19 protein-coding genes are annotated in these 21,004 nt (G+C 39.4%); 17 read left to right on the forward strand and 2 right to left on the reverse strand.

Annotated features, from left to right (window positions below):
- The first annotated feature begins 54 nt into the window (after positions 1 to 54).
- The 6 genes from lolA (at position 55) to rplY (ending at position 4,758) form a co-directional block, all read left to right on the forward strand.
- Entirely contained in the window at positions 55 to 696 is a 642-nt protein-coding gene (lolA, locus tag A6B41_RS05215) for an outer membrane lipoprotein periplasmic chaperone LolA (protein ID WP_027074684.1), read from the forward strand.
- A gap of 82 nt (positions 697 to 778) precedes the next feature.
- Positions 779 to 1,087 carry a trp operon repressor gene (trpR, locus tag A6B41_RS05220; protein ID WP_027074683.1) on the forward strand — a complete coding sequence of 103 codons (309 nt, stop codon included), beginning with the start codon at positions 779 to 781 and terminating at the stop codon, positions 1,085 to 1,087.
- The gene (mtgA, locus tag A6B41_RS05225) at positions 1,074 to 1,847 is read left to right on the forward strand and encodes a monofunctional biosynthetic peptidoglycan transglycosylase (protein ID WP_027074682.1); all 774 of its coding nucleotides are present in this window, start codon (positions 1,074 to 1,076) and stop codon (positions 1,845 to 1,847) included. Before trpR ends, mtgA begins: the two co-directional genes overlap by 14 nt.
- A 105-nt stretch (positions 1,848 to 1,952) precedes the next feature.
- A complete protein-coding gene (locus A6B41_RS05230) occupies positions 1,953 to 2,855 on the forward strand; it encodes an ATP-grasp domain-containing protein (protein ID WP_027074681.1) in 903 nt (300 codons plus the stop codon).
- A 177-nt stretch (positions 2,856 to 3,032) separates the two neighbouring features.
- Entirely contained in the window at positions 3,033 to 4,280 is a 1,248-nt protein-coding gene (locus A6B41_RS05235; RefSeq protein WP_027074680.1) for a malic enzyme-like NAD(P)-binding protein, read from the forward strand.
- Positions 4,281 to 4,470: 190 nt separating this feature from the next.
- On the forward strand, positions 4,471 to 4,758 hold the full coding sequence (rplY, locus tag A6B41_RS05240; protein WP_027074679.1) for a 50S ribosomal protein L25: 288 nt from the start codon (positions 4,471 to 4,473) through the stop codon (positions 4,756 to 4,758).
- A 279-nt stretch (positions 4,759 to 5,037) separates the two neighbouring features.
- Here rplY and A6B41_RS05245 read toward each other — a convergent pair whose 3' ends face one another.
- A complete protein-coding gene (locus A6B41_RS05245; protein ID WP_027074678.1) occupies positions 5,038 to 5,559 on the reverse strand; it encodes a single-stranded DNA-binding protein in 522 nt (173 codons plus the stop codon).
- Positions 5,560 to 5,710: 151 nt separating this feature from the next.
- Between A6B41_RS05245 and uvrA the strand changes: the two genes are divergently transcribed.
- Entirely contained in the window at positions 5,711 to 8,539 is a 2,829-nt protein-coding gene (gene uvrA, locus A6B41_RS05250) for an excinuclease ABC subunit UvrA (RefSeq protein ID WP_027074677.1), read from the forward strand.
- A gap of 85 nt (positions 8,540 to 8,624) precedes the next feature.
- Here uvrA and dauA read toward each other — a convergent pair whose 3' ends face one another.
- Positions 8,625 to 10,370 (reverse strand): C4-dicarboxylic acid transporter DauA, encoded by a 1,746-nt coding sequence (dauA, locus tag A6B41_RS05255; RefSeq protein ID WP_027074676.1) that lies wholly within the window; start codon positions 10,368 to 10,370, stop codon positions 8,625 to 8,627.
- A gap of 267 nt (positions 10,371 to 10,637) precedes the next feature.
- On the opposite strand from dauA, the gene A6B41_RS05260 reads away from it, so the two are divergent.
- From A6B41_RS05260 to pyrD, 10 genes are all read left to right on the forward strand, one after another.
- Positions 10,638 to 11,561: an ABC transporter permease gene (locus A6B41_RS05260; RefSeq protein ID WP_027074675.1), complete on the forward strand. Its 924-nt coding sequence runs from the start codon at positions 10,638 to 10,640 to the stop codon at positions 11,559 to 11,561.
- 10 nt (positions 11,562 to 11,571) lie between these two features.
- A complete protein-coding gene (locus A6B41_RS05265) occupies positions 11,572 to 12,369 on the forward strand; it encodes an ABC transporter ATP-binding protein (RefSeq protein ID WP_027074674.1) in 798 nt (265 codons plus the stop codon).
- A gap of 68 nt (positions 12,370 to 12,437) precedes the next feature.
- Positions 12,438 to 14,363: an ATP-dependent DNA helicase gene (locus A6B41_RS05270; protein WP_027074673.1), complete on the forward strand. Its 1,926-nt coding sequence runs from the start codon at positions 12,438 to 12,440 to the stop codon at positions 14,361 to 14,363.
- A 90-nt stretch (positions 14,364 to 14,453) separates the two neighbouring features.
- Positions 14,454 to 14,828: a CidA/LrgA family protein gene (locus A6B41_RS05275; RefSeq protein ID WP_027074672.1), complete on the forward strand. Its 375-nt coding sequence runs from the start codon at positions 14,454 to 14,456 to the stop codon at positions 14,826 to 14,828.
- Between the two features lies 1 nt (position 14,829).
- Positions 14,830 to 15,516, forward strand: a complete 687-nt coding sequence (locus A6B41_RS05280) for an LrgB family protein (protein ID WP_027074671.1) — start codon at positions 14,830 to 14,832, stop codon at positions 15,514 to 15,516.
- A 61-nt stretch (positions 15,517 to 15,577) separates the two neighbouring features.
- Positions 15,578 to 17,341 (forward strand): lipid A ABC transporter ATP-binding protein/permease MsbA, encoded by a 1,764-nt coding sequence (gene msbA / locus A6B41_RS05285; RefSeq protein ID WP_027074670.1) that lies wholly within the window; start codon positions 15,578 to 15,580, stop codon positions 17,339 to 17,341.
- A gap of 93 nt (positions 17,342 to 17,434) precedes the next feature.
- Entirely contained in the window at positions 17,435 to 18,067 is a 633-nt protein-coding gene (lolB, locus tag A6B41_RS05290) for a lipoprotein insertase outer membrane protein LolB (RefSeq protein ID WP_027074669.1), read from the forward strand.
- Entirely contained in the window at positions 18,067 to 18,921 is an 855-nt protein-coding gene (gene ispE, locus A6B41_RS05295; protein WP_032847563.1) for a 4-(cytidine 5'-diphospho)-2-C-methyl-D-erythritol kinase, read from the forward strand. The genes lolB and ispE overlap by 1 nt, the downstream gene beginning before the upstream one ends.
- A 15-nt stretch (positions 18,922 to 18,936) precedes the next feature.
- Complete coding sequence (locus A6B41_RS05300; RefSeq protein ID WP_027074667.1) at positions 18,937 to 19,887, forward strand: ribose-phosphate pyrophosphokinase; 951 nt, start codon at positions 18,937 to 18,939, stop codon at positions 19,885 to 19,887.
- Positions 19,888 to 19,963: 76 nt separating this feature from the next.
- Positions 19,964 to 20,980 (forward strand): quinone-dependent dihydroorotate dehydrogenase, encoded by a 1,017-nt coding sequence (pyrD, locus tag A6B41_RS05305; protein ID WP_027074666.1) that lies wholly within the window; start codon positions 19,964 to 19,966, stop codon positions 20,978 to 20,980.
- Positions 20,981 to 21,004 lie beyond the last annotated feature (24 nt).

Here is a 21,004-nt window from a genome sequence, read left to right on the forward strand (position 1 = left end):
AGGATTTTATTGTCAAAGAAGAACTACTATTCTTTGACAAAATAAGGAAAATAGATGAAAAAATTAGTAAAAAAATCTCTTTTAGGTATAGCGTTATTGGGGATGGCAAATATCGCGTTTGCCGATGCACAGGCTGTGTCGGAATTACAACGCCGTTTAGAGCAAATAAGCCAATACAGTGCCGATTTCGACCAAACTGTGCGTTCGAGTAAAGGCAAAGAAATTCAAAAAGGGCAAGGCAAATTTCACGTAAAACGCCCGAATTTATTTAGAATGGATACCAAATCGCCACAGGAAAATTTAATTGTATCTGACGGTCAGAATTTATGGTTTTACGATCCTTTTGTTTCACAAGTAACGGTAAATACTGTAAAAGATGCGGTAAATAATACGCCTTTCGTATTGTTGACAAGTAGCGATAAAAGTCATTGGGATCAATATGATGTCACTCAAAATGCCGATACTTTTGTGCTAAAACCGAAATCGAAAAAGAGTAACTTAAAGCAATTTGATGTACGTATTGACCAAAGCGGCATGGTAAAAGGTTTTAGTACCATTGAGCGTGACGGACAAAGTAATTTATATGTATTACGTAATATTACCGCAGGCGGTGTATCAAGCGAGTTATTTAAATTTAGCGTACCGAAAGGAGCTGAATTAGACGACCAGCGTGGCGGTAAAAAAACGAAAAAATAATTAACATTGCAAGCGGTTATTTTTGTCGGGAAATTTGCAAAAAACTGACATTTTCTAACCGCTTGTTTATTTTGAGGTGGCGATGAATACCCTTTATAACCAACGAGATCCAAAAGAATGGGAACAGTTTTTAACGCTGTTAAAAGATGCGGTGACAGAAGATAAACTTGAGCCGTTTTTTTCTCTTTTTCTCACACCTGATGAACGCGGCTCTTTAGGGTTACGTGTACAAATTGTGCAGGCGTTGCTGCAAGGTGAAACTTCTCAGCGTGAAATTCAACAAAATTTGAATACCAGTGCGGCAACTATTACGCGTGGCTCGAATATGTTAAAAACCTTAGACCAAGATTTTCTTCAATGGGTGAACGGTAAACTCAATGGCAAAGAGTAAAAGCAGATTTCTAGTGAAAATTTTGAAGAAATTCATGCTTTTTTTCCGACCGAAACGGATAGTTTCTCTCAAAAGTTTGATCTGGTTTGTGGTTAGTCGCATTGTGACATTGTTTGGTGGATTATTTTTGATTTTAACACTGCTTTTTTCGGTAGTTCCTGTGCCGTATTCTGCTTATATGGTGCAGAAAAAAGTAGAAAATTTAATCCAAGGTAAATCATACACTATCAAAAAAGAATGGGTAAGCCTAGATGAAATCGCTTGGCAAATGCAGATGGCAGTGATTGCTTCGGAAGACCAAAAATTTGAAAGCCATTTCGGTTTAGATTTAAAAGCAATAGAGACAGCATTGCGATTAAATTCTAAGTCTAAAAAAGTGCGTGGTGGCTCTACTATTTCCCAACAGACAGTGAAAAATCTGTTTTTGTGGCACGGACAAAGTTGGTTAAGAAAAGGAATTGAGGCTCCGTTAACCGTTGTGCTAGAGCATATTTGGCGTAAAGATCGCATTTTAGAGGTGTATCTTAATATTGCAGAATTTGGTAATGGGATTTTTGGCGTAGAGGCAGCTGCTCAACATTTTTTTAAAAAGTCGGCAAAAAATCTGACTTTACAAGAATCTGCGCTATTGACAGCTTCTTTACCCAATCCTTTGGTATTTCGGGTGGATAAACCGGGACCGGGAATGCGAAAACGTCAAGCATGGATTATTCGTCAAGTTTACGCACTCGACGGAAAACATTATTTAGACAAGTTGTAACGGTTAAACTCCCTTATCACCTCACTATCAATTTGCAAAATGGCCTAAACAAGCGGTCGATTTTTACAGCTATTTTGCAGATTTCATTCAAAAAGGATGCAATACATGAAGTGGTTAATGCTATGCCGAGAACCGCGCTTATATAGCTGCAAGCAGATCAAACGAGCATGTGAGCGAAAAGGGATCGAATTGGATATTTTAGATCCTGACAGAATGCTATTGACCTTGGCAGACGGGCAGTTTCAGCTATTTTATCAAGAAGGTGAAAGTTACGATATGGATCGCCCACCACTTAAGTTATTAGGTAAATATGATGGTGTTTTACCTCGATTCGGCACTGGTAGTACCGAAATGGGTTGCGCTGTATTGCGCCATTTTGAGGCTCAAGGTACAGTTGTTTTAAATAGTGCAGACGCGTTTAGTTTGGCTCGCAATAAATGGCAAAGTTTGCAAGCTTTAATGGCAAATCAATTACCTGTTCCTCATACTTCCTTTGCCGGCAATTTAGTCGCTGTGGGTGAGCAGCTTGCTCAATATTCCTTCCCAATAGTGGCAAAGGTATTAAACGGCTCACAAGGGAATGGGGTGATGTTATTTGAAAATCCTGCTAATGCTGAAAGCGTTTTAGCCACTTTTTCTCAGCTAAATGCGCCTTATCTATCGCAACAATTTATTGCAGAATCAAAAGGACATGACTTTCGGGCTTTTGTAATTGGAGATAAGGTTATTGCAGCAATGCAACGTATAGGGGCTAAGGATGAATTCCGAGCTAATATTCATCAAGGAGGAACAGCAAAAATAGTTGAATTAACCGAGTCTGAGCAATATTGGGTAGTGAAAGCAGCCCAAGCGATTGGACTTGAAGTGGCCGGAGTTGATTTTCTTCGAACCCAACAAGGGATCTTAATTTTAGAAGTGAATGCAAGCCCGGGTTTTGAGGGGATTGAGCAGGTTAATCAGGTGGATATAGCTGAAGAAATGGTAAGCTATTTTCTGACAAAAATGTGAATATACCTAGACAGAGTTAATGCTAGCGGTTGTTTTTAATTAATTTTTTGCAAAATAGCGTTATTTTTTGTAAAAATATTAAAAATGAGATCTGAATCATAAAAATAAGCGATATTTAGGAGTAAAATATCGCTTATTTTATTGGTATGATTTAATCTAGATACTTAAGGTAGTAAAATGAGTGATTTAAAACAACAAGCCCTTGATTTCCATGAATTTCCTGTTCCGGGAAAAATTTCTGTAACTCCAACCAAATCTCTACAAACCCAACATGATTTAGCTCTTGCTTATTCTCCAGGCGTTGCTGAACCTTGCTTAGAAATTGAAAAAGATCCGGCTACGGCACATCGATATACTGCTCGGGGCAATTTAGTGGCAGTGATTTCCAATGGGACTGCAGTTTTAGGCTTAGGGAATATAGGTGCATTAGCAAGTAAGCCGGTAATGGAAGGAAAAGGAGTACTGTTTAAAAAATTTGCCGGAGTGGATGTATTTGATATTGAGATAAACGAAAACGATCCGGATAAATTAGTGGATATTATCGCTTCCTTAGAGCCAACCTTTGGCGGTATTAATCTTGAGGATATTAAAGCTCCGGAGTGCTTTTATATTGAGAATAAATTACGTGAGCGTATGAGCATTCCTGTTTTCCATGATGATCAGCATGGTACGGCAATTAATGCGCTAGAGATTGTGGAAAAAAATATTGCAGATGTTCGTTTAGTAGTTAATGGAGCCGGGGCATCTGCGATAGCCTGTACTAACCTATTACATGCGTTAGGTTTTAGAAAAGAAAATATCACTATGTGCGACTCTAAAGGCGTTATCTATCAAGGCCGGGGTGATAATATGGATAAAACCAAACAATTTTATGCAATTGAAGATAATGGTTGGAGAACATTAGCTGATGCGGTTGCCGGTGCAGACGTTTTTCTTGGTTGCTCTAAAGGTGGGGCATTAACTCAAGAGATGGTGAGAACAATGGCAAAAGACCCGTTAATTCTTGCTTTAGCTAATCCAACACCTGAAATCACCCCTGATGAAGCAAAAGCAGTCCGTGCTGATGCGATTGTATGTACTGGTCGCTCAGATTATAAAAATCAAGTAAATAATGTACTTTGCTTTCCGTTTTTATTCCGCGGGGCATTAGATGTCGGTGCAACAGCAATTAATGAAGAAATGAAAATGGCTGCAGCACATGCGATTGCAGAGTTAGCAAAAGAACCCGTGCCGTTTGAAGTGCTTTCTACCTATGGCGAGCTTTCGTTTGGCTCGGAATATGTTATTCCAACCCCATTTGATCCTCGCTTAATTGTGAATGTATCTATTGGTGTTGCAAAAGCCGCAATTAGAACCGGAGTGGCCACCCGACCTATTAATGATTGGGATGCTTACGCCGAGCGTTTAAGAAAATTAGTGGCATAAGAACATGAGAAATAAAGAGAGATGATAGCCTCTCTTTATTTTTTACTTTGCATTTTTTTATAATTCAAGTAAAATACGCGCTCGGCATTTTATTATAAACATGTCGAAGTTTTTTCCAAAACAGCTGGGTCGCCTGCTGTTTTTTATATTAACGGGGATATCCCCATTTTTACTTTAAGAGAATTAAACAATGTCATTCAAATTTGAAGCTGAAGTTCGTTCTGCGCAAGGTAAGGGTGCGAGCCGCCGCCTGCGTCACAATGGTCAAGTTCCTGCAATCATCTACGGTGGTAATGCAGAGCCTGTATCAATCATTTTAGATCACGATAAAGTGAACAATGCACAAGTACACGATGCGTTTTATAGCGAAGTGTTAACTATCGTTGTTGCGGGTAAAGAAGAGCAAGTTAAAGTTCAAGCGATTCAACGCCACCCAACCAAACCAAAATTAGTTCACTTGGATTTCAAACGCGCGTAATTTCGCTCGTTAGTGAACAGTAAATCTAAAGAAAAGGATTAAATTTTTTGAAACTTAATCCTTTTTTTGTTTTAGCTAGACATCAAAAGTTGGTCTAAATCAACCTTGCAGCTTCTTATGGTAAATATTTTTAACATTATTTGAACCTTGTACAATATGAAGCTTAATATTAAGTTCATTGATGAATTATCCAAGTTTGTATTTATCTAGAATACAGTAAAAAAGAGAGCGTTGTATTACAACGCTCTCTCTTATATTTTACGCTCTATTTTGACAAATTTAGAATGGAATATCATCATCAAAATTATTCATCGCAGGCTCAGCTTGAGGTGCAGGTTTTGATTGCTGTGGTGCTGAGTTTGAGGTTTGACTATAACCGTAATTACTATTGCCTTGGTTATAGCTGTTGCCTGCCGGCGCTGAGCTGCCCCAACTACCCGGTTGACTACCCATTTCATTACCTTGGTTGCGACCACCTAACATTTGTAAAACATCACCTTGAATTTCAGTAGTATATCTGTCTTGTCCATTCTGATCTTGCCATTTACGAGTACGTAGGCGACCTTCCACATAAACCTGTGATCCTTTGCGCAAATATTGACCACAAACTTCAGCTTGACGACGGTAAAATACGATTCGATGCCATTCTGTTATTTCACGGCGTTCGCCGGTATTTTTATCTGTCCAACTCTCAGATGTTGCAACGCTAATGTTTGCAACTGCTTCGCCGTTTGGCATTGTACGCATTTCAGGGTCGTTACCTAGGTTTCCGACAATAATTACTTTATTGATACCAGCCATAAAATCCTCTGTGATTCAATTAATTAAGAAATTCGAAAACATTCTACCGCAAAATTAGAAAGTTGAATATAAGAAAACTGATATTTTGTACAGTTTTATGAAAATATGCGATAATGATCGAAAATTTAGCACACCAAATCGGACGAAAAAAATGCAATATATCGATATTCGCGGAGCAAGAACGCATAATTTAAAAAATATTAATTTAACTTTACCTAGAGATAAATTTATCGTCATTACCGGGCTGTCCGGCTCGGGAAAATCCTCTTTAGCTTTTGATACGCTCTATGCAGAAGGGCAACGCCGTTACGTCGAGTCACTTTCAGCCTATGCCCGTCAATTTCTTTCGCTAATGGAAAAACCGGATGTTGATCATATTGAGGGGCTTTCTCCGGCGATTTCCATTGAGCAAAAATCCACTTCACATAACCCTCGTTCTACGGTAGGGACAGTTACGGAAATTCATGACTATTTGCGTTTATTGTTTGCTCGAGTGGGGGAGCCTCGTTGCCCTGAACATGATGTGCCACTTGCAGCACAAACTATTTCTCAAATGGTTGATAGAGTATTGGAGGAGCCTGAAGGCAAGCGCTTAATGTTACTTGCTCCGGTGGTGAAAGATCGTAAGGGTGAACACGTAAAATTATTGGAAAATTTGACCGCTAGTGGTTATTTAAGAGCAAGAATTGATGGAGAAATTTGTGATCTTTCAGACCCTCCTGCATTAGAACTACAGAAAAAACATACTATTGAAGTTGTAGTTGATCGCTTTAAAGTCCGAGCCGATTTAGCTACCCGTTTGGCGGAATCTTTTGAAACCGCGTTAGAGTTATCCGGCTCAACGGCAATCATTGCCGATATGGACGATCCAAATGCAGAAGAAATAGTCTTTTCTTCTAGCTTTGCTTGTCCGCATTGTGGCTATTCGTTACACGAATTAGAGCCTCGCTTGTTTTCCTTTAATAACCCAGCAGGGGCTTGCCCGACTTGTGATGGTTTGGGCGTTGAGCAATTTTTTGATGAGAAAAAAGTGATTCAGAATTACGATGTTTCGTTAGCTTCTGGCGCTATTAAAGGCTGGGATCGCCGTAGTTTCTATTATTTCGGGTTATTGAAGGCAGTTGCCGAGCATTATGGTTTTGACTTAGAAACGCCATTTGGCCAGCTACCGAAAAAATATCAACAAATTATTTTAAATGGTAGCAAAGAAGAAATTGAGTTCGTTTATGTGAACGATCGAGGTGATAAAGTCAAACGCAAGCACCTTTTTGAGGGTGTGTTGAATAATATGGCTCGCCGCTATAAAGAAACAGAATCGAACTCCGTGCGAGAAGAGTTGGCAAAATATATTAATACTCGCCCTTGTGTGGAGTGTGAAGGTTCCCGACTTCGCCGTGAGGCTCGCTATGTATTTTTAGATAAAACCAATTTGCCGATGGTATCTGAAAAAAGTATTGGTGAGGCATTAACTTTCTTTGAAGAGATTAAGCTTTCAGGGCAAAAAGAGAAAATTGCCGAGAAGATCTTAAAAGAAATTCGCGAGCGTTTGCAGTTTTTAGTCAATGTTGGCTTGAATTATCTCTCGCTTTCCCGTTCGGCAGAAACCCTTTCCGGAGGGGAGGCTCAACGAATCCGTCTTGCCAGTCAAATTGGTGCAGGCTTGGTAGGCGTAATGTATGTGTTGGATGAACCTTCTATCGGATTACACCAGCGGGATAACGAACGCCTACTTAATACTTTAGTGCATTTACGCAATTTAGGTAACACCGTGATTGTGGTTGAACACGATGAAGATGCGATTCGAGCCGCTGATCATATTGTGGATATTGGTCCGGGGGCCGGTGTTCATGGTGGGCAAGTTATTGCTCAAGGCACAGCCGCCGAAATTATGCAAATTAACGACTCTATTACAGGGCAGTTTTTATCCGGTAAGCAGAAAATTAAGATCCCCGCTCAAAGAGTACCTTATGACGGTTCGAAATTACTGACTTTAACAGGTGCAAGCGGCAATAACTTGAAAAAGGTGAAGCTTGAAATTCCGGTGGGTTTATTCACTTGTATTACCGGCGTGTCGGGTTCGGGTAAATCGACTTTAATCAATGATACCTTGTTCCCGCTTGCCCAAAATGCGTTAAACCGCGCGGAAAACAGTGATGTTGCTCCTTATGAATCCATTGATGGCTTATCACATTTCGATAAGGTAATTGACATCGACCAAAGCCCGATTGGGCGAACACCTCGTTCCAATCCGGCAACTTACACAGGTTTGTTTACTCCTATTCGTGAACTCTTTGCCGGCACACAAGAAGCACGAGCCAGAGGTTACAACGTTGGGCGGTTTAGCTTTAACGTAAGAGGCGGACGTTGCGAGGCTTGTCAAGGCGATGGTGTAATTAAGGTAGAGATGCACTTTTTACCAGATGTTTATGTGCCGTGCGACCATTGTAAAGGTAAGCGTTATAACCGTGAAACCTTGGAAATTCGCTATAAAGGCAAAACGATTCATCAAGTACTGGATATGACAGTAGAAGAAGCAAGAGAGTTTTTTGCTCCTGTCCCAATGATTGCTCGTAAACTACAAACTTTGATGGATGTGGGCTTGTCTTATATCCGTTTAGGGCAATCTTCTACCACACTTTCAGGCGGTGAAGCACAACGGGTGAAATTAGCGACCGAGCTTTCTAAACGAGATACAGGTAAAACACTCTATATTCTTGATGAGCCAACAACAGGCTTACATTTTGCGGATATTAAGCAATTATTATCGGTATTACATCGCTTGCGTGATCAAGGAAATACTATTGTGGTAATCGAACATAATTTAGATGTGATTAAAACCGCAGACTGGATTGTGGATCTTGGCCCGGAAGGCGGTAGCGGTGGTGGTGAAATTATCGCAACCGGCACACCGGAACAGGTGGCTAAAGACAAGCGTTCTCACACTGCAAGATTCTTGAAAGAAATATTAGCGAAGGGCTAATCTTGGGTACAAGCGGTTATATTTTTCTAAAATTTTGCAATTGCAAAAAATACTAAAAATATAACCGCTTGTTTTTTATCATTATTTAACTTTGTTGCAATTCTGCCTGTCTAATCTTTTCAAAAACAGATTCTAAATCACTACTGAATTGAATTTGCTGAATTTCCGGTACGATTTTTTGCGAACGCACTAACATTCGCATCGGCTGAAATTGTACATTGCTCATATAAAGCTTCTGGTGCGGTAGCATGTGCTGAACAAAGCGAGTGAGAGCATGAATTCCTCCTGCATCAAGTACCGTAACTGCATCGCATTGTAGAACGATATGTTTGATTTCTTGGTCGGTATGAATGGTTTTTTCGTGTAAATCAGCAAATAAATTATCGGCAGCGGCAAAAAAGAGTGGTCCACTGATTCGATAAACTAAAACATCTTCCAAATCTTGCGGTGCAGCCATTTCAATGGTTTTTGTCATTTCTGCAATGGTGCGAATGAATAATAGGCTTGCCAGCAACACGCCAACTGTAATTGCAATAACCATATCAAATAATACAGTCAGCGTAATGCAAGTGATTAACACCGCAATTTCATTTTTTCCTGAACGGCGGATGAGCTGAATAATTTGAGGAATATCCGCCATATTCCACGCAACAACCAGCAATAAGGCTGCCATTGATGAAAGCGGTAAGTAAGAGAGTGCTTTAGCAAAGAATAATAATGCAAATAAAACCAGTAACGCATGAACCATGCTGGATATTGGGGAAACTGCACCTGATCTTACATTAGCAGCTGAACGTGCAATAGCTGCTGTTGCGGTAATACCGCCTAAAAATGGTGAGGTAATATTGCCTAGCCCTTGTGCGAGTAATTCATTGTTAGGATGGTGTTTAGTATTGGTCATGTTATCGCAAACTACCGCACATAATAGTGATTCAATTGCACCAAGCATAGCCATTGAAAAAGCTGCAGGTAATAATGCTTGGAGGTTTGTGAGATTCCAATTAACTTTTTCCCCTTGTGGATTAGGCATATTCCAAGGCAGTGTAAATTCCGGCAGTACACTTGGAATACCATATTCAATCGTGCCATCCGGCAGAACATATTGGAAAGCTGTCCCAATAGTTGCTACATGACTCCCAAATGAAATAAGTAATAGCGATAAAAGCGTACCGATAATCACCGCAGGTAAATGCCCCGGAATCGGTAATCTTAATTTATGCCAGTGAGTCAATATGAAAAAAGTCGCGATGCCGACTAAGGTATCCGCCCAGTTTATTGTAGGTAAGGCGGTCAAAAGTGTATTGACTTTTCCGATATAGTGTTCGGGCATCTCACTAACGGTTAAACCCAGAAAATCTTTAATTTGGAGGGTCGCAATCACAATACCTATCCCACAGGTAAAACCTAAGGTAACCGGGAGAGGAATGTATTCAATTAAACGTCCTAAACGTAGTAACGCCATTAGTACTAAGATAATTCCCGAAAGCAACGTTGCCATTAAAAGTCCGCTTAAACCGAATTGTTGTGTGACAGGGTATAAAATAACCACAAATGCGGCTGTTGGTCCTGAAATATTAAACCTTGATCCTCCTGTTAAGGCTATTACAAAGCCGGCCACAATTGCTGTGTATAAACCGTGCTGTGGCGGCACGCCACTAGCAATTGCCAATGCCATAGAAAGCGGAATGGCAATAACGCCAACGGTTAGGCCGGCAATAATATCGCGTACTAAATGTTTTTGAGTATAACCTGCCTGAAAAGCATCTTTTAATGCACTAAAAGGTTTGACGGCTAGAAAGGTATTTTTTGTTAGAAACCATTTGTTTAACATAGGTCATCCGATATCAAGAGAATTTTGTGTTAATTTTACTGCAGTTATATAAATTAATTTTGAGCTAACGCAAGAAACAATGAGAAAATACAAATAAATATAAAGCGATTTAGGATGGAAGAAAGCGGTCATTTTTTTCGAAAAAGTTGCAAATATAAATAATTAGCTGATTTTATCTTTAAAATAGCGTAAAATGCCGCATAAATTTGTACTACTATAGTAGTGCGATTATTTTCACTTTATTTAACTATAATAAAATAACAACAAATGGACAGTATTATTCATTTTCTCAGTTCGTTTTTAACGAATATCACCTGGATTGGTGCCTTAGAGCTAGGCTTAATCTATGCCCTTGTTGCTTTAGGTGTGCTGATTTCCTATAAAATTCTCGATTTCCCCGATTTAACCGCAGACGGCAGTTTTCCTTTAGGTGGTGCGGTGTGTGTGATCAGCATTTTAAGTCAAGTCGATCCTTGGCTTGCTACGCTATATGGTACTTTAGCCGGAGCAGTGGCAGGAATGATTACCGCAAGCTTGCATATCGGCTTTAAAATTGAAAAATTGCTTGCCAGTATTTTGATGATGATAGCACTTTATTCCATCAATTTACGCATTATGGGAATGCCGAATATCGCAATTCTTGGTGAAACGACGATTTATGATGTGATGCTGATTGAAAATGATCTGCAACTGGCGTTAGTGCGATTAGTGATGGCATTGTTGGTTGTAGTGGTGGTGAAATGCTTGTTCGATCTGTTTTTTGCAACGGAAACCGGCTTAGCAATCAGAGCCACCGGCACGAACAGCCGAATGGCTAAAGCACAAGGCATTGCTGTGAATAAAATGACTATTCTCGGTATGGCAATATCTAATGCTTTGATTGCATTAGGTGGCGCTTTATATGTACAAAGTAATGGCGGTGTGGATATTTCTATCGGCGTGGGGACCATTGTTATCGGGCTTGCAGCAGTGATTATCGGTGAAGCAATATTCTCGGTAAAACGCATTATTTGGCTTACATTTGCCGTGATTATCGGCTCGGTGTTATATCGTTGCTTTATTGCTTTGGCCTTGAATAATGATACCTTAAACGGCATTGGCTTTGGGCCGCAAGATTTAAATTTAATTACTGCTTTACTTGTAATAATTGTATTAGCTTTGCCAAGAATCAAGCAAAAACTCGCGAATTAAAGGGGGTAATATGATTGAATTAAATAACCTATTTATTACCTTCAATAAAGGCACCGCAATTGAAAATCCGGTTTTGCGAGGTTTATCATTAAAAGTTGAACAAGGTGAATTTGTTTCTGTCATTGGCAGCAACGGAGCAGGTAAATCTACGATGCTAAATGCTATTAGCGGTGATTGCGAAGTAGATTCGGGCGAAATTTTAATTCAGGGTAATAAAGTTAATAACACTACTACTTGGCAGCGAGCAAGCCAAGTGGCAAGAGTATTCCAAGATCCAATGGCAGGTACCTGTGAAAGTCTAACGATTGAAGAAAATATGGCTCTTGCTTATCAGCGTGGTGGTAAACGTGGTTTGGGGTTTGCAATTAGACGCCAGATGCGCGAATTGTTCAAAGAAAAACTCTTTCTTTTAGGATTGGGCTTAGAGAATCGTTTAACAGATCAGATGGGAAGATTGTCCGGCGGACAACGCCAAGCGGTAAGTTTATTAATGGCCTCTCTTCAACCGTCTAATATTTTGTTGCTCGATGAGCATACTGCAGCTTTAGATCCGAAAACTACCGACTTCGTGTTGGAATTAACCAATAAAATCGTGCGAGAGCAGAAGTTAACCACTCTTATGGTAACGCATTCCATGCGTCAAGCGCTAGATTATGGCGATCGTACGGTAATGCTGCATCAAGGGCAAGTTGCCTTTGATGTTTCTGGTGAGCAACGTAAAAAAATGGATGTTCCTGATTTACTGGAACTGTTTCAACAAAATCGTCACGAGCAACTCAGTGATGATGGTTTATTATTAGGAAACTGACAAATTACTATTCTACAAGCGGTTTTTTGTAAAATATTTTGCAAATTCAACCGCTTGTCTTATTTTAAATGACAAAATACGACAATAAAATTCTCAATGCGTTTAATGAAGACGGTTTATTAAGCCAAAATATCAAAGGCTTTCGCCCAAGAGAAGCACAGCTGGAAATGGCTCAAGCGGTCGGAAAAGCAGTCAAATTTGCTACTCCTGTAGTGGTTGAAGCCGGTACCGGTACGGGTAAAACTTTTGCCTATTTGGTGCCGGCGTTGCTGTCGGGTAAAAAAACCATTGTCTCCACCGGCTCGAAAAACTTACAAGATCAGCTTTTTAATCGAGATCTCCCTACTATTCAAAAAGCCTTGAAATATAAAGGTAAAGTGGCTTTGTTGAAAGGGCGGGCAAACTATCTCTGTCTAGAACGATTGGATCAAGTCGTGGCGATGGGAGTATTAGGCGATAAATCTGTCCTTGCTGATTTGAAAAAGGTCACTAAGTGGCAAAATTTGACTAAAAGCGGTGATCTCAGCGAATGTGTTACGATTGCTGAAGATAGCCCGATTTTACCGCAATTAGTGAGTACAACTGAAAGTTGTTTAGGCTCTGATTGCCCGCATTTTAAAGATTGCTATGTGGTACAGGCGCGGCGTAAGGCAATGGAAGCCGATGTGGTTGTGGTTAATCATCATCTGTTTTGTGCAGATATGGCGGTGAAAGAAACCGGCTTTGGTGAGCTTATCCCTGAGGCAGAATTAGTGATTTTTGATGAAGCCCATCAACTACCTGACATCGCTAGCCAATATTTTGGACAATCGCTCTCTTCCCGCCAACTTTTTGATATTTGCAAAGATACTAATATTGTTTATCGCACGGAATTAAAAGATGCAGCTCAACTGGGCAAGGCTTCGGATCATCTCACCAAAGTAGTGCAAGATTTTCGTTTATTAATTGGTGGAGAAGGGCAAATTAGGGGGAATTTGCGAGAGCTGTTTCGTGACCAAAAAGTAGTAGATGGCTTGGTGAAAGTATCTGAAAATATTGATTTTTTAAGTGAAGTAGTGAAGAAATCTCTCGGGCGTTCGGAAACTTTGGATAAAATTTTCGAGCGGTTGGCGGAAGTGAAAGTTCAACTGAAAAAATTAATGGACACTAACGTAACAGGCTATTGCTATTGGTATGAGATTAATGGTCGGTCTTTCGGGTTGCATATCACGCCTTTAACGGTAGCAGATAAGTTTGGTGAGCAGCTTAAAAATCAAAAGATTGGCTGGGTTTTTACTTCTGCGACGCTAGAGGTTGGTGGCAATTTTAACCATTTTTGTCAACGTCTAGGCATTGAAAATGCTGAGCAATTAGTGTTACAAAGTCCGTTCGATTATCAAAATCAGTCATTGCTTTGTGTGCCACGCTATTTGCCGGATACTAACAAATCTCATACTTTAACTGCATTAGGGCAGATGTTGCAGCCTGTGATTGAAGCTAACAACGGGCGTTGTTTTTTACTTTGCACCTCTTATTATATGATGCGGGGTTTGGCAGACTTTTTACGAGAACATAGTTCACTAAATGTGTTATTGCAAGGTGAAACCAGCAAGAGTCGTTTGTTAGAAAAATTTGTGAAGGAAGGTAATTCGGTTTTAGTTGCTACCCAAAGCTTTTGGGAGGGAATTGATGTGAGGGGCGATGATTTATCTTTGGTGATTATCGATAAATTACCTTTTTCTTCACCGGACGAGCCATTGCTAAAAGCACGAATGGAAGATTGCAAACTGCAAGGTGGTGAGCCGTTTAACGATATTCAGATCCCAGAGGCCGTTATCACTCTAAAACAGGGGGTAGGACGTTTAATTCGTGATGTGAGCGACCGAGGTGTGGTGATTATTTGTGATTCCCGTTTAGTGATGCGAAATTATGGGCAAACTTTCTTAAAAAGCTTACCACCTTCAAGGCGGACGCGAGATTTAGATGAGGTGGTTCAGTTTTTAAAAAATACTTAGTTATTTTGAGATTGTAAGTGGTTAAATGTACAAAGTTTTTTACAAAAATAATGAAAAATTGGCCGCTTGTATGTTGTTTTTGGAGGAAATATGCTGTTAAAAATTATTAGAGTTTTGTTATCCTTGGTTTTATTGTTTATGTTTTTATATTTAGGGAAATTAATGGTTTATTTTTTCCCTATTGGGATTCCAGATAGCATTTTAGGCATGTTACTACTTTTAATGGGATTAGTGAGTGGCATAATCAAAGTTGACTGGGTAATACCTGGTGGGCGATTATTAATCCGATATATGACGCTCTTTTTTTTACCGATTTGTGTAGAGTTGGTGGAACATTTTGATTTGTTAGCTCAAAACCTAAACTCTCTTGTGTTATCCAATATTTTAAGCACCTCCCTTTCTCTTGTTCTGATTGGTGTTTTTGCACAATGGATCTTTCATAGAAAAATAAATAAGAGGGGCTAAGATGATTTATTTATATTCTCTTTTAACAATGGTTGCTTTTTGGATTGGATTAAAAGTCAGCCAAAAATTACGCAGTACTATTTTAAATCCATTTTTAATCGCACTAGTATTTCTTATTACGATATTATTGTTTTTTAAAATTTCTTATCATGACTATTATCAAGGTAATTTCCCACTAAATAATTTCTTAGGTGTCTCTGTGGTAGCATTAGCGTTACCTTTTTATGAGCAACTTCCACAGATCCGAAAAAAATGGCGTGAAATTTTATTTATTTTAGTATTTAGCACTTTTGTTACCCTTCTGACCGGAATAGGTTTTGCGTTATTATTCGGAGCAGACCAAGCAATTTTAGCCGCAGTGCTACCAAAATCGGTTTCAATGCCAATGGCAGTGATTATCAACAATGAAATTAATGGAAATGTAGCAATTATGGCGGTAGGTGTAATGATTGCAGGGTTAGTTGGCGCAATTTTTGGTTTTCTACTATTACGTTTTGCCAGAGTACGAAATATTCGGGCTATTGGGTTAAGTATGGGCGCTGCTTCACATGCTTTGGGTACCGGTAGATGTTTGGAATATAGCCTTAAAGCGGGAAGTTATAGTTCTATTGCATTAGTGGCTTGTGGTGTGCTTTCTTCTATATTGGCCCCTTTTATTTTTAAGATGGTTATTACTTTATTTTATTAATTTTGTAACTGCCCGAAATCCATGTACAATAGTCTGATTTTTCAATAAAAATAGAGAATTTATGCAAGAACAAATAACTCAAGAAAAAGATCTCTCCACTGTTAAAACCTTCAAAAGGTTATGGCCGACTATTAGTCCGTTTAAGGTAGGCTTGATTGCAGGAGCAATTGCTTTAGTGCTTAATGCGTTGGTAGATTCCAGCTTAATTTATTTGCTAAAACCGCTATTAGATGAGGGGTTTGGTAAGGCAGATAACAGCTTTTTAAAATTAATGGCTGTTTTAGTTATAGTTTTTATTTTAGTTCGTGGGGTAACCAATTATATTGCAAGCTATTGCTTAGCTTGGGTTTCCGGCAAAGTAGTGATGACCCTACGCCGTAAAATTTTCCAACATTTGATGTATATGCCGGTCAGCTATTTTGACAATAACCCGACCGGGCGTTTACTTTCCCGTGTTACTTATGATACCGAAATGGTAGCAACCTCCTCCTCCCATTCGTTAGTCACTATTGTGCGTGAAGGGGCTTATTTAATCTCTTTATTTGTGGTGATGATTTATACCAGTTGGCAGCTTTCGATTGTCTTATTTATTATGGCTCCGATTATCGGGATTTTGATCGGTTTCGTCTCTAAATATTTCCGCAAATTAAGCCGTAATATTCAAAGCTCAATGGGCGAATTAACGGTTACAACCGAGCAAATGCTAAAAGGGCATAAAGAAGTATTATCTTTTGGCGGGCATGAAGTCGAAAAGGAACGCTTTGAGCGAGTAAGTAATGATATGCGTCGTAAAGGTATGAAGGTGGTTTCTGCCGATGGTATTTCTGACGGAGTGGTGCAATTAATTGCTTCTTTTGCTTTATCGGCAGTGCTTTATGTCGCTACTTTTCCTGAAGTCATGAGCGAAAATTTAACTGCGGGTTCTTTTACTGTGGTTTTTTCGTCAATGATGGCAATGCTTCGTCCATTAAAATCACTCACTAATGTTAACTCACAATTCCAACGTGGTATGGCTGCGTGCCAAACCTTGTTTGAGTTTTTAGATTTAAAAACGGAAAAAGATCAAGGAACAACGGTAGTAGAGAGAGCTGAGGGTAACGTAGAATTCAGAAATGTGAGTTTTACTTATGAAGGCAAAGATGAAAAAGCGTTAAATCAGATCTCTTTTACTATTCCAAAAGGAAAAACGGTTGCATTAGTAGGGCGTTCAGGCTCGGGTAAATCAACCATTGCTAAATTGTTGACCCGTTTTTATGATATTGATAGTGGTGAAATTTTATTAGATGGCATTAATATTCAAGATTACAGATTAAAAAACTTGCGTGAACATTGCTCGGTAGTTTCTCAGCAAGTACATCTGTTTAACGATACTATCGCGAATAATATTGCTTATGCTGCGACTGATAAATATAGTCGTGAGCAAATTATCGCTGCGGCTAAAGCTGCTCATGCTATGGAATTTATTGAAAAATTAGACAATGGGCTAGATACTGTTATTGGCGAAAATGGAGCCAGTTTATCCGGCGGTCAGCGCCAGCGTTTGGCGATTGCTCGAGCCTTATTACGTAATTCACCGGTATTGATACTTGATGAAGCAACTTCCGCATTGGATACCGAATCGGAGCGAGCAATTCAATCAGCATTGGATACGTTACAAAAAGATCGCACAGTATTGGTGATCGCTCACCGTTTATCTACTATTGAAAAAGCGGATGAAATTTTAGTTGTTGAGCAAGGCGATATTATTGAGCGTGGTAATCATGCTGATTTGCTGGCATTTGGTGGGGCTTATAAACAACTGCATAGCTTGCAGTTCGGTGCTTAATTAATTTTAATATCGCAAGCGGTTATTTTTATCTGAAAAATTGCAAAATTTATTGAAAATAAGACCGCTTGTTGTTTTATATTTGAGAATACTATGAAAAAAATCACAAAATTATTATCGTTAAGTGCAATGTTGATGTTAACTGCTTGTAATTCGGTTTTAGATGCGCCGACGGAAGTACAAACACCAACGGTGCAAATTGCTCATGATGATCCAAAGTGGCAGCAACATTTGGCTCAGTTGGCTAAAATTCAAAGCTATAAAGCAAGTGGGCAGTTTGGCTATATTTCTCCGGAAGAGCGTTTTTCTTCGCACTTTAAGTGGCAATATGATAATCCTATTCATTTTGGCTTAGAGCTTTCCTCAAATCTCTCAAGTAAATCCATGAAATTACAGCGTACCAAACGGGGTTTAACGGTGTCTGATAGTGAAGGAAATTCAAGTTCGGATCGTGATATCGATGCGTTAATGCAAGAGATTATCGGCGTGTCTTTCCCAATCGACCAGTTCGCCTATTGGGTAAAAGGACAACCGGAAAAAGAGGGAAATTATGTGGTGAATGAAAAGCGTCAGCTTTCACAATTTAGTTATCCACTAAACGGTACAGTTTGGAAAGCCAGCTATGTGGAATATCATGAAGATCGTGTGCCGAATTTACCAAAGCTGATTGTACTGGAAAACGGTACCCAAACGTTGAAAATCCGTATTGAGAAATGGGCTTATTAATGACTAAAGTGATTTTACCGAGTCCGGCAAAATTAAATTTATTTTTATATATTACCGGCAAGCGTTTAGATGGCTATCACGAATTGCAAACCCTGTTCCAATTTTTGGATTTTGGGGATGAAATCGACATTGAAATCACAGACAATCCTGAAATTGAATTAACAAACCAAGTGCAGGGTGTTGCAGTGGAGGATAATCTGATTTATCGAGCTGCAAAACTTTTGCAAAAAACAACCGCTTGTAGCAAAGGGGCAAGAATCGGTATCCGTAAAAATTTGCCCATGGGTGGCGGTGTCGGTGGCGGGTCTTCCAATGCGGCAACTGTGCTAGTCGGGCTTAATCATTTATGGAAAACCGGGCTTTCACTTGAACAGCTTGCGGAATTAGGGCTTTTATTAGGGGCTGATGTGCCTATTTTTGTGAGAGGCATTTCGGCATTTGCTGAAGGTGTTGGGGAGATTTTAACGCCTTGTTCTCCCGAAGAAAAATGGTATGTAGTGATGAAGCCTGAAGTCTCGATTTCTACCGCTGTTGTTTTTAATGATCCTAATTTACCCAGAAATACTGAAAAACGCACATTGACCGAATTACTCTCTTCAACCTGGGCAAACGATTGCGAAAAAGTTGTGCGTAATCAATATTCAGAGGTTGAAGATCTTATGCAAGAATTGTTACAATATGCACAGTTCAGGCTAACAGGCACAGGAGCTTGTATTTTTGCCGAATTTAGCTCTAAAGCCGAAGCAGAGCAGGTTTTTGCACATAAACCTCAACATATATTTGGGTTTGTAGCAAAAGGGCAAAATATTTCGCCATTACATCAAAAATTATATTCCAAATCTAACCATCATTAATCGAAGGATCAATTCATGTCAGATATTAAACTGTTTGCGGGAAACGCCACTCCGGAACTTGCTAATCGTATTGCAAAACATCTTTATACTTCTTTAGGAAATGCAATCGTTGGTCGTTTTAGTGATGGTGAAATTCAAGTGCAAATTAACGAAAATGTACGTGGGGGCGACATTTTCATCGTGCAATCAACTTGTGCACCGACTAATGATAATTTAATGGAATTGATTGTTATGGTTGATGCCTTACGCCGTGCTTCAGCCGGTCGTATTACTGCGGTGATTCCTTATTTTGGCTATGCCCGTCAAGATCGTCGTGTGCGTTCAGCCCGTGTGCCGATTACCGCTAAAGTGATTGCGGATTTTTTATCAAGCGTAGGTGTTGATAGAGTATTGACCTGTGACTTACATGCTGAGCAAATCCAAGGTTTCTTCGATGTGCCGGTTGATAACGTTTTTGGCTCACCTGTGCTGATTGATGATATTTTGAAAAAGTCAGATTTAGTCAATCCTATCGTTGTTTCTCCGGATATTGGCGGGGTAGTGCGTGCTCGTGCAGTGGCAAAATTGTTAAATGATACTGATATGGCAATTATTGATAAACGTCGTCCAAAAGCGAATGTTTCTCAAGTAATGCATATTATCGGTGATGTGGCTGATCGTGATTGTATTTTAGTTGATGATATGATTGATACCGGTGGTACTTTAGTGAAAGCGGCTGAAGCATTAAAAGAGCGTGGTGCTCGACGTGTGTTTGCTTATGCAACTCATGCTGTTTTCTCTGGCACAGCAGCTCAAAACTTAGCAAATCCTGCGTTGGATGAAGTTGTGGTAACAGATACTATTCCATTATCAAATGAGATTAAAGCATTGAATAAAGTTCGTGTTTTAACATTATCTGGAATGCTTGCTGAAGCTATTCGCCGTATTAGCAATGAAGAGTCAATTTCTGCTATGTTTGACGCATAAATTTATTTAATTAAGGAGCCCGGTCGAAAGATTGGGCTTTTTTATATGTTAAATCTTTAGGTAAATATTATATTTTATGTATTCTTTAATTCGAAAAGTGCTGTTTTCTCTTGATGCAGAAAATGCACATCAATTCTCAATTCAAGCTCTTTCTTTAATAGGGAAGTTGCCTTTCTCTTTGCTACCTGTTCCTAATAATCCGACAGAAGTAATGGGGCTAAAATTTAAAAATCCAATCGGCTTGGCAGCCGGGGCGGATAAAAATGGTGAGGCAATTGATGGTTTTGGTAAGTTAGGATTTGGCTTTGTCGAAGTGGGGACAGTTACGCCATTAGCACAGGATGGAAATCCAAAACCACGCCAATTCAGAGTTCTTGAGGCAGAGGGAATTATTAATCGTAATGGCTTTAATAATTATGGAGTAGATGTGCTTGTTGAGAATGTCAAGAAGTCACAGTATGACGGTATTTTAGGCATTAACATCGGTAAAAATGCCGTTACACCTATTGAGAAAAGTTGGGATGACTATCAAATTTGTTTACGAAAAGTATATGAATATGCCGATTATATTACAGTGAATATATCATCACCCAATACAAAAAATTTACGCAGTTTGCAATATGGTGAAGCCTTAGATGATTTACTGAAGAATTTAAAACAAGAACAAGCTCAACTTTCGCAAAAATTTACCAAATATAAACCGCTTGTATTAAAAATTGCCCCTGATCTGAATGATGAAGAGATTGATTCGGTCTCAGATAGTTTGCTTCGTCATCAAATTGATGGGGTAATAGCCGGGAATACTACGCTCTCTCGAGATACGATAGTAGGCCTTACACATGCCGAGCAGCAAGGCGGCTTAAGTGGTAAACCCTTAAATGAATTAAGCACCCGATTGATTTCAAGACTGTCACAGGAATTGAAGGGGAAGGTACCTATTATCGGTAGTGGAGGGATTCACTCTGTTGAAAGTGGTCAGGAGAAAATTGATGCAGGTGCGAGTTTATTGCAAGTCTATTCTGCAATGATTTATCAAGGACCATCTTTAATTCAGGCTCTTGCCAAAAATGTAAAGCTAATAAAAACCTTATAAATAGTGAGAAATACGCTACTTTAA

The sequence above is a fragment of the Mannheimia granulomatis genome (assembly GCF_013377255.1).
GTDB classification, from domain to species: domain Bacteria; phylum Pseudomonadota; class Gammaproteobacteria; order Enterobacterales; family Pasteurellaceae; genus Mannheimia; species Mannheimia granulomatis.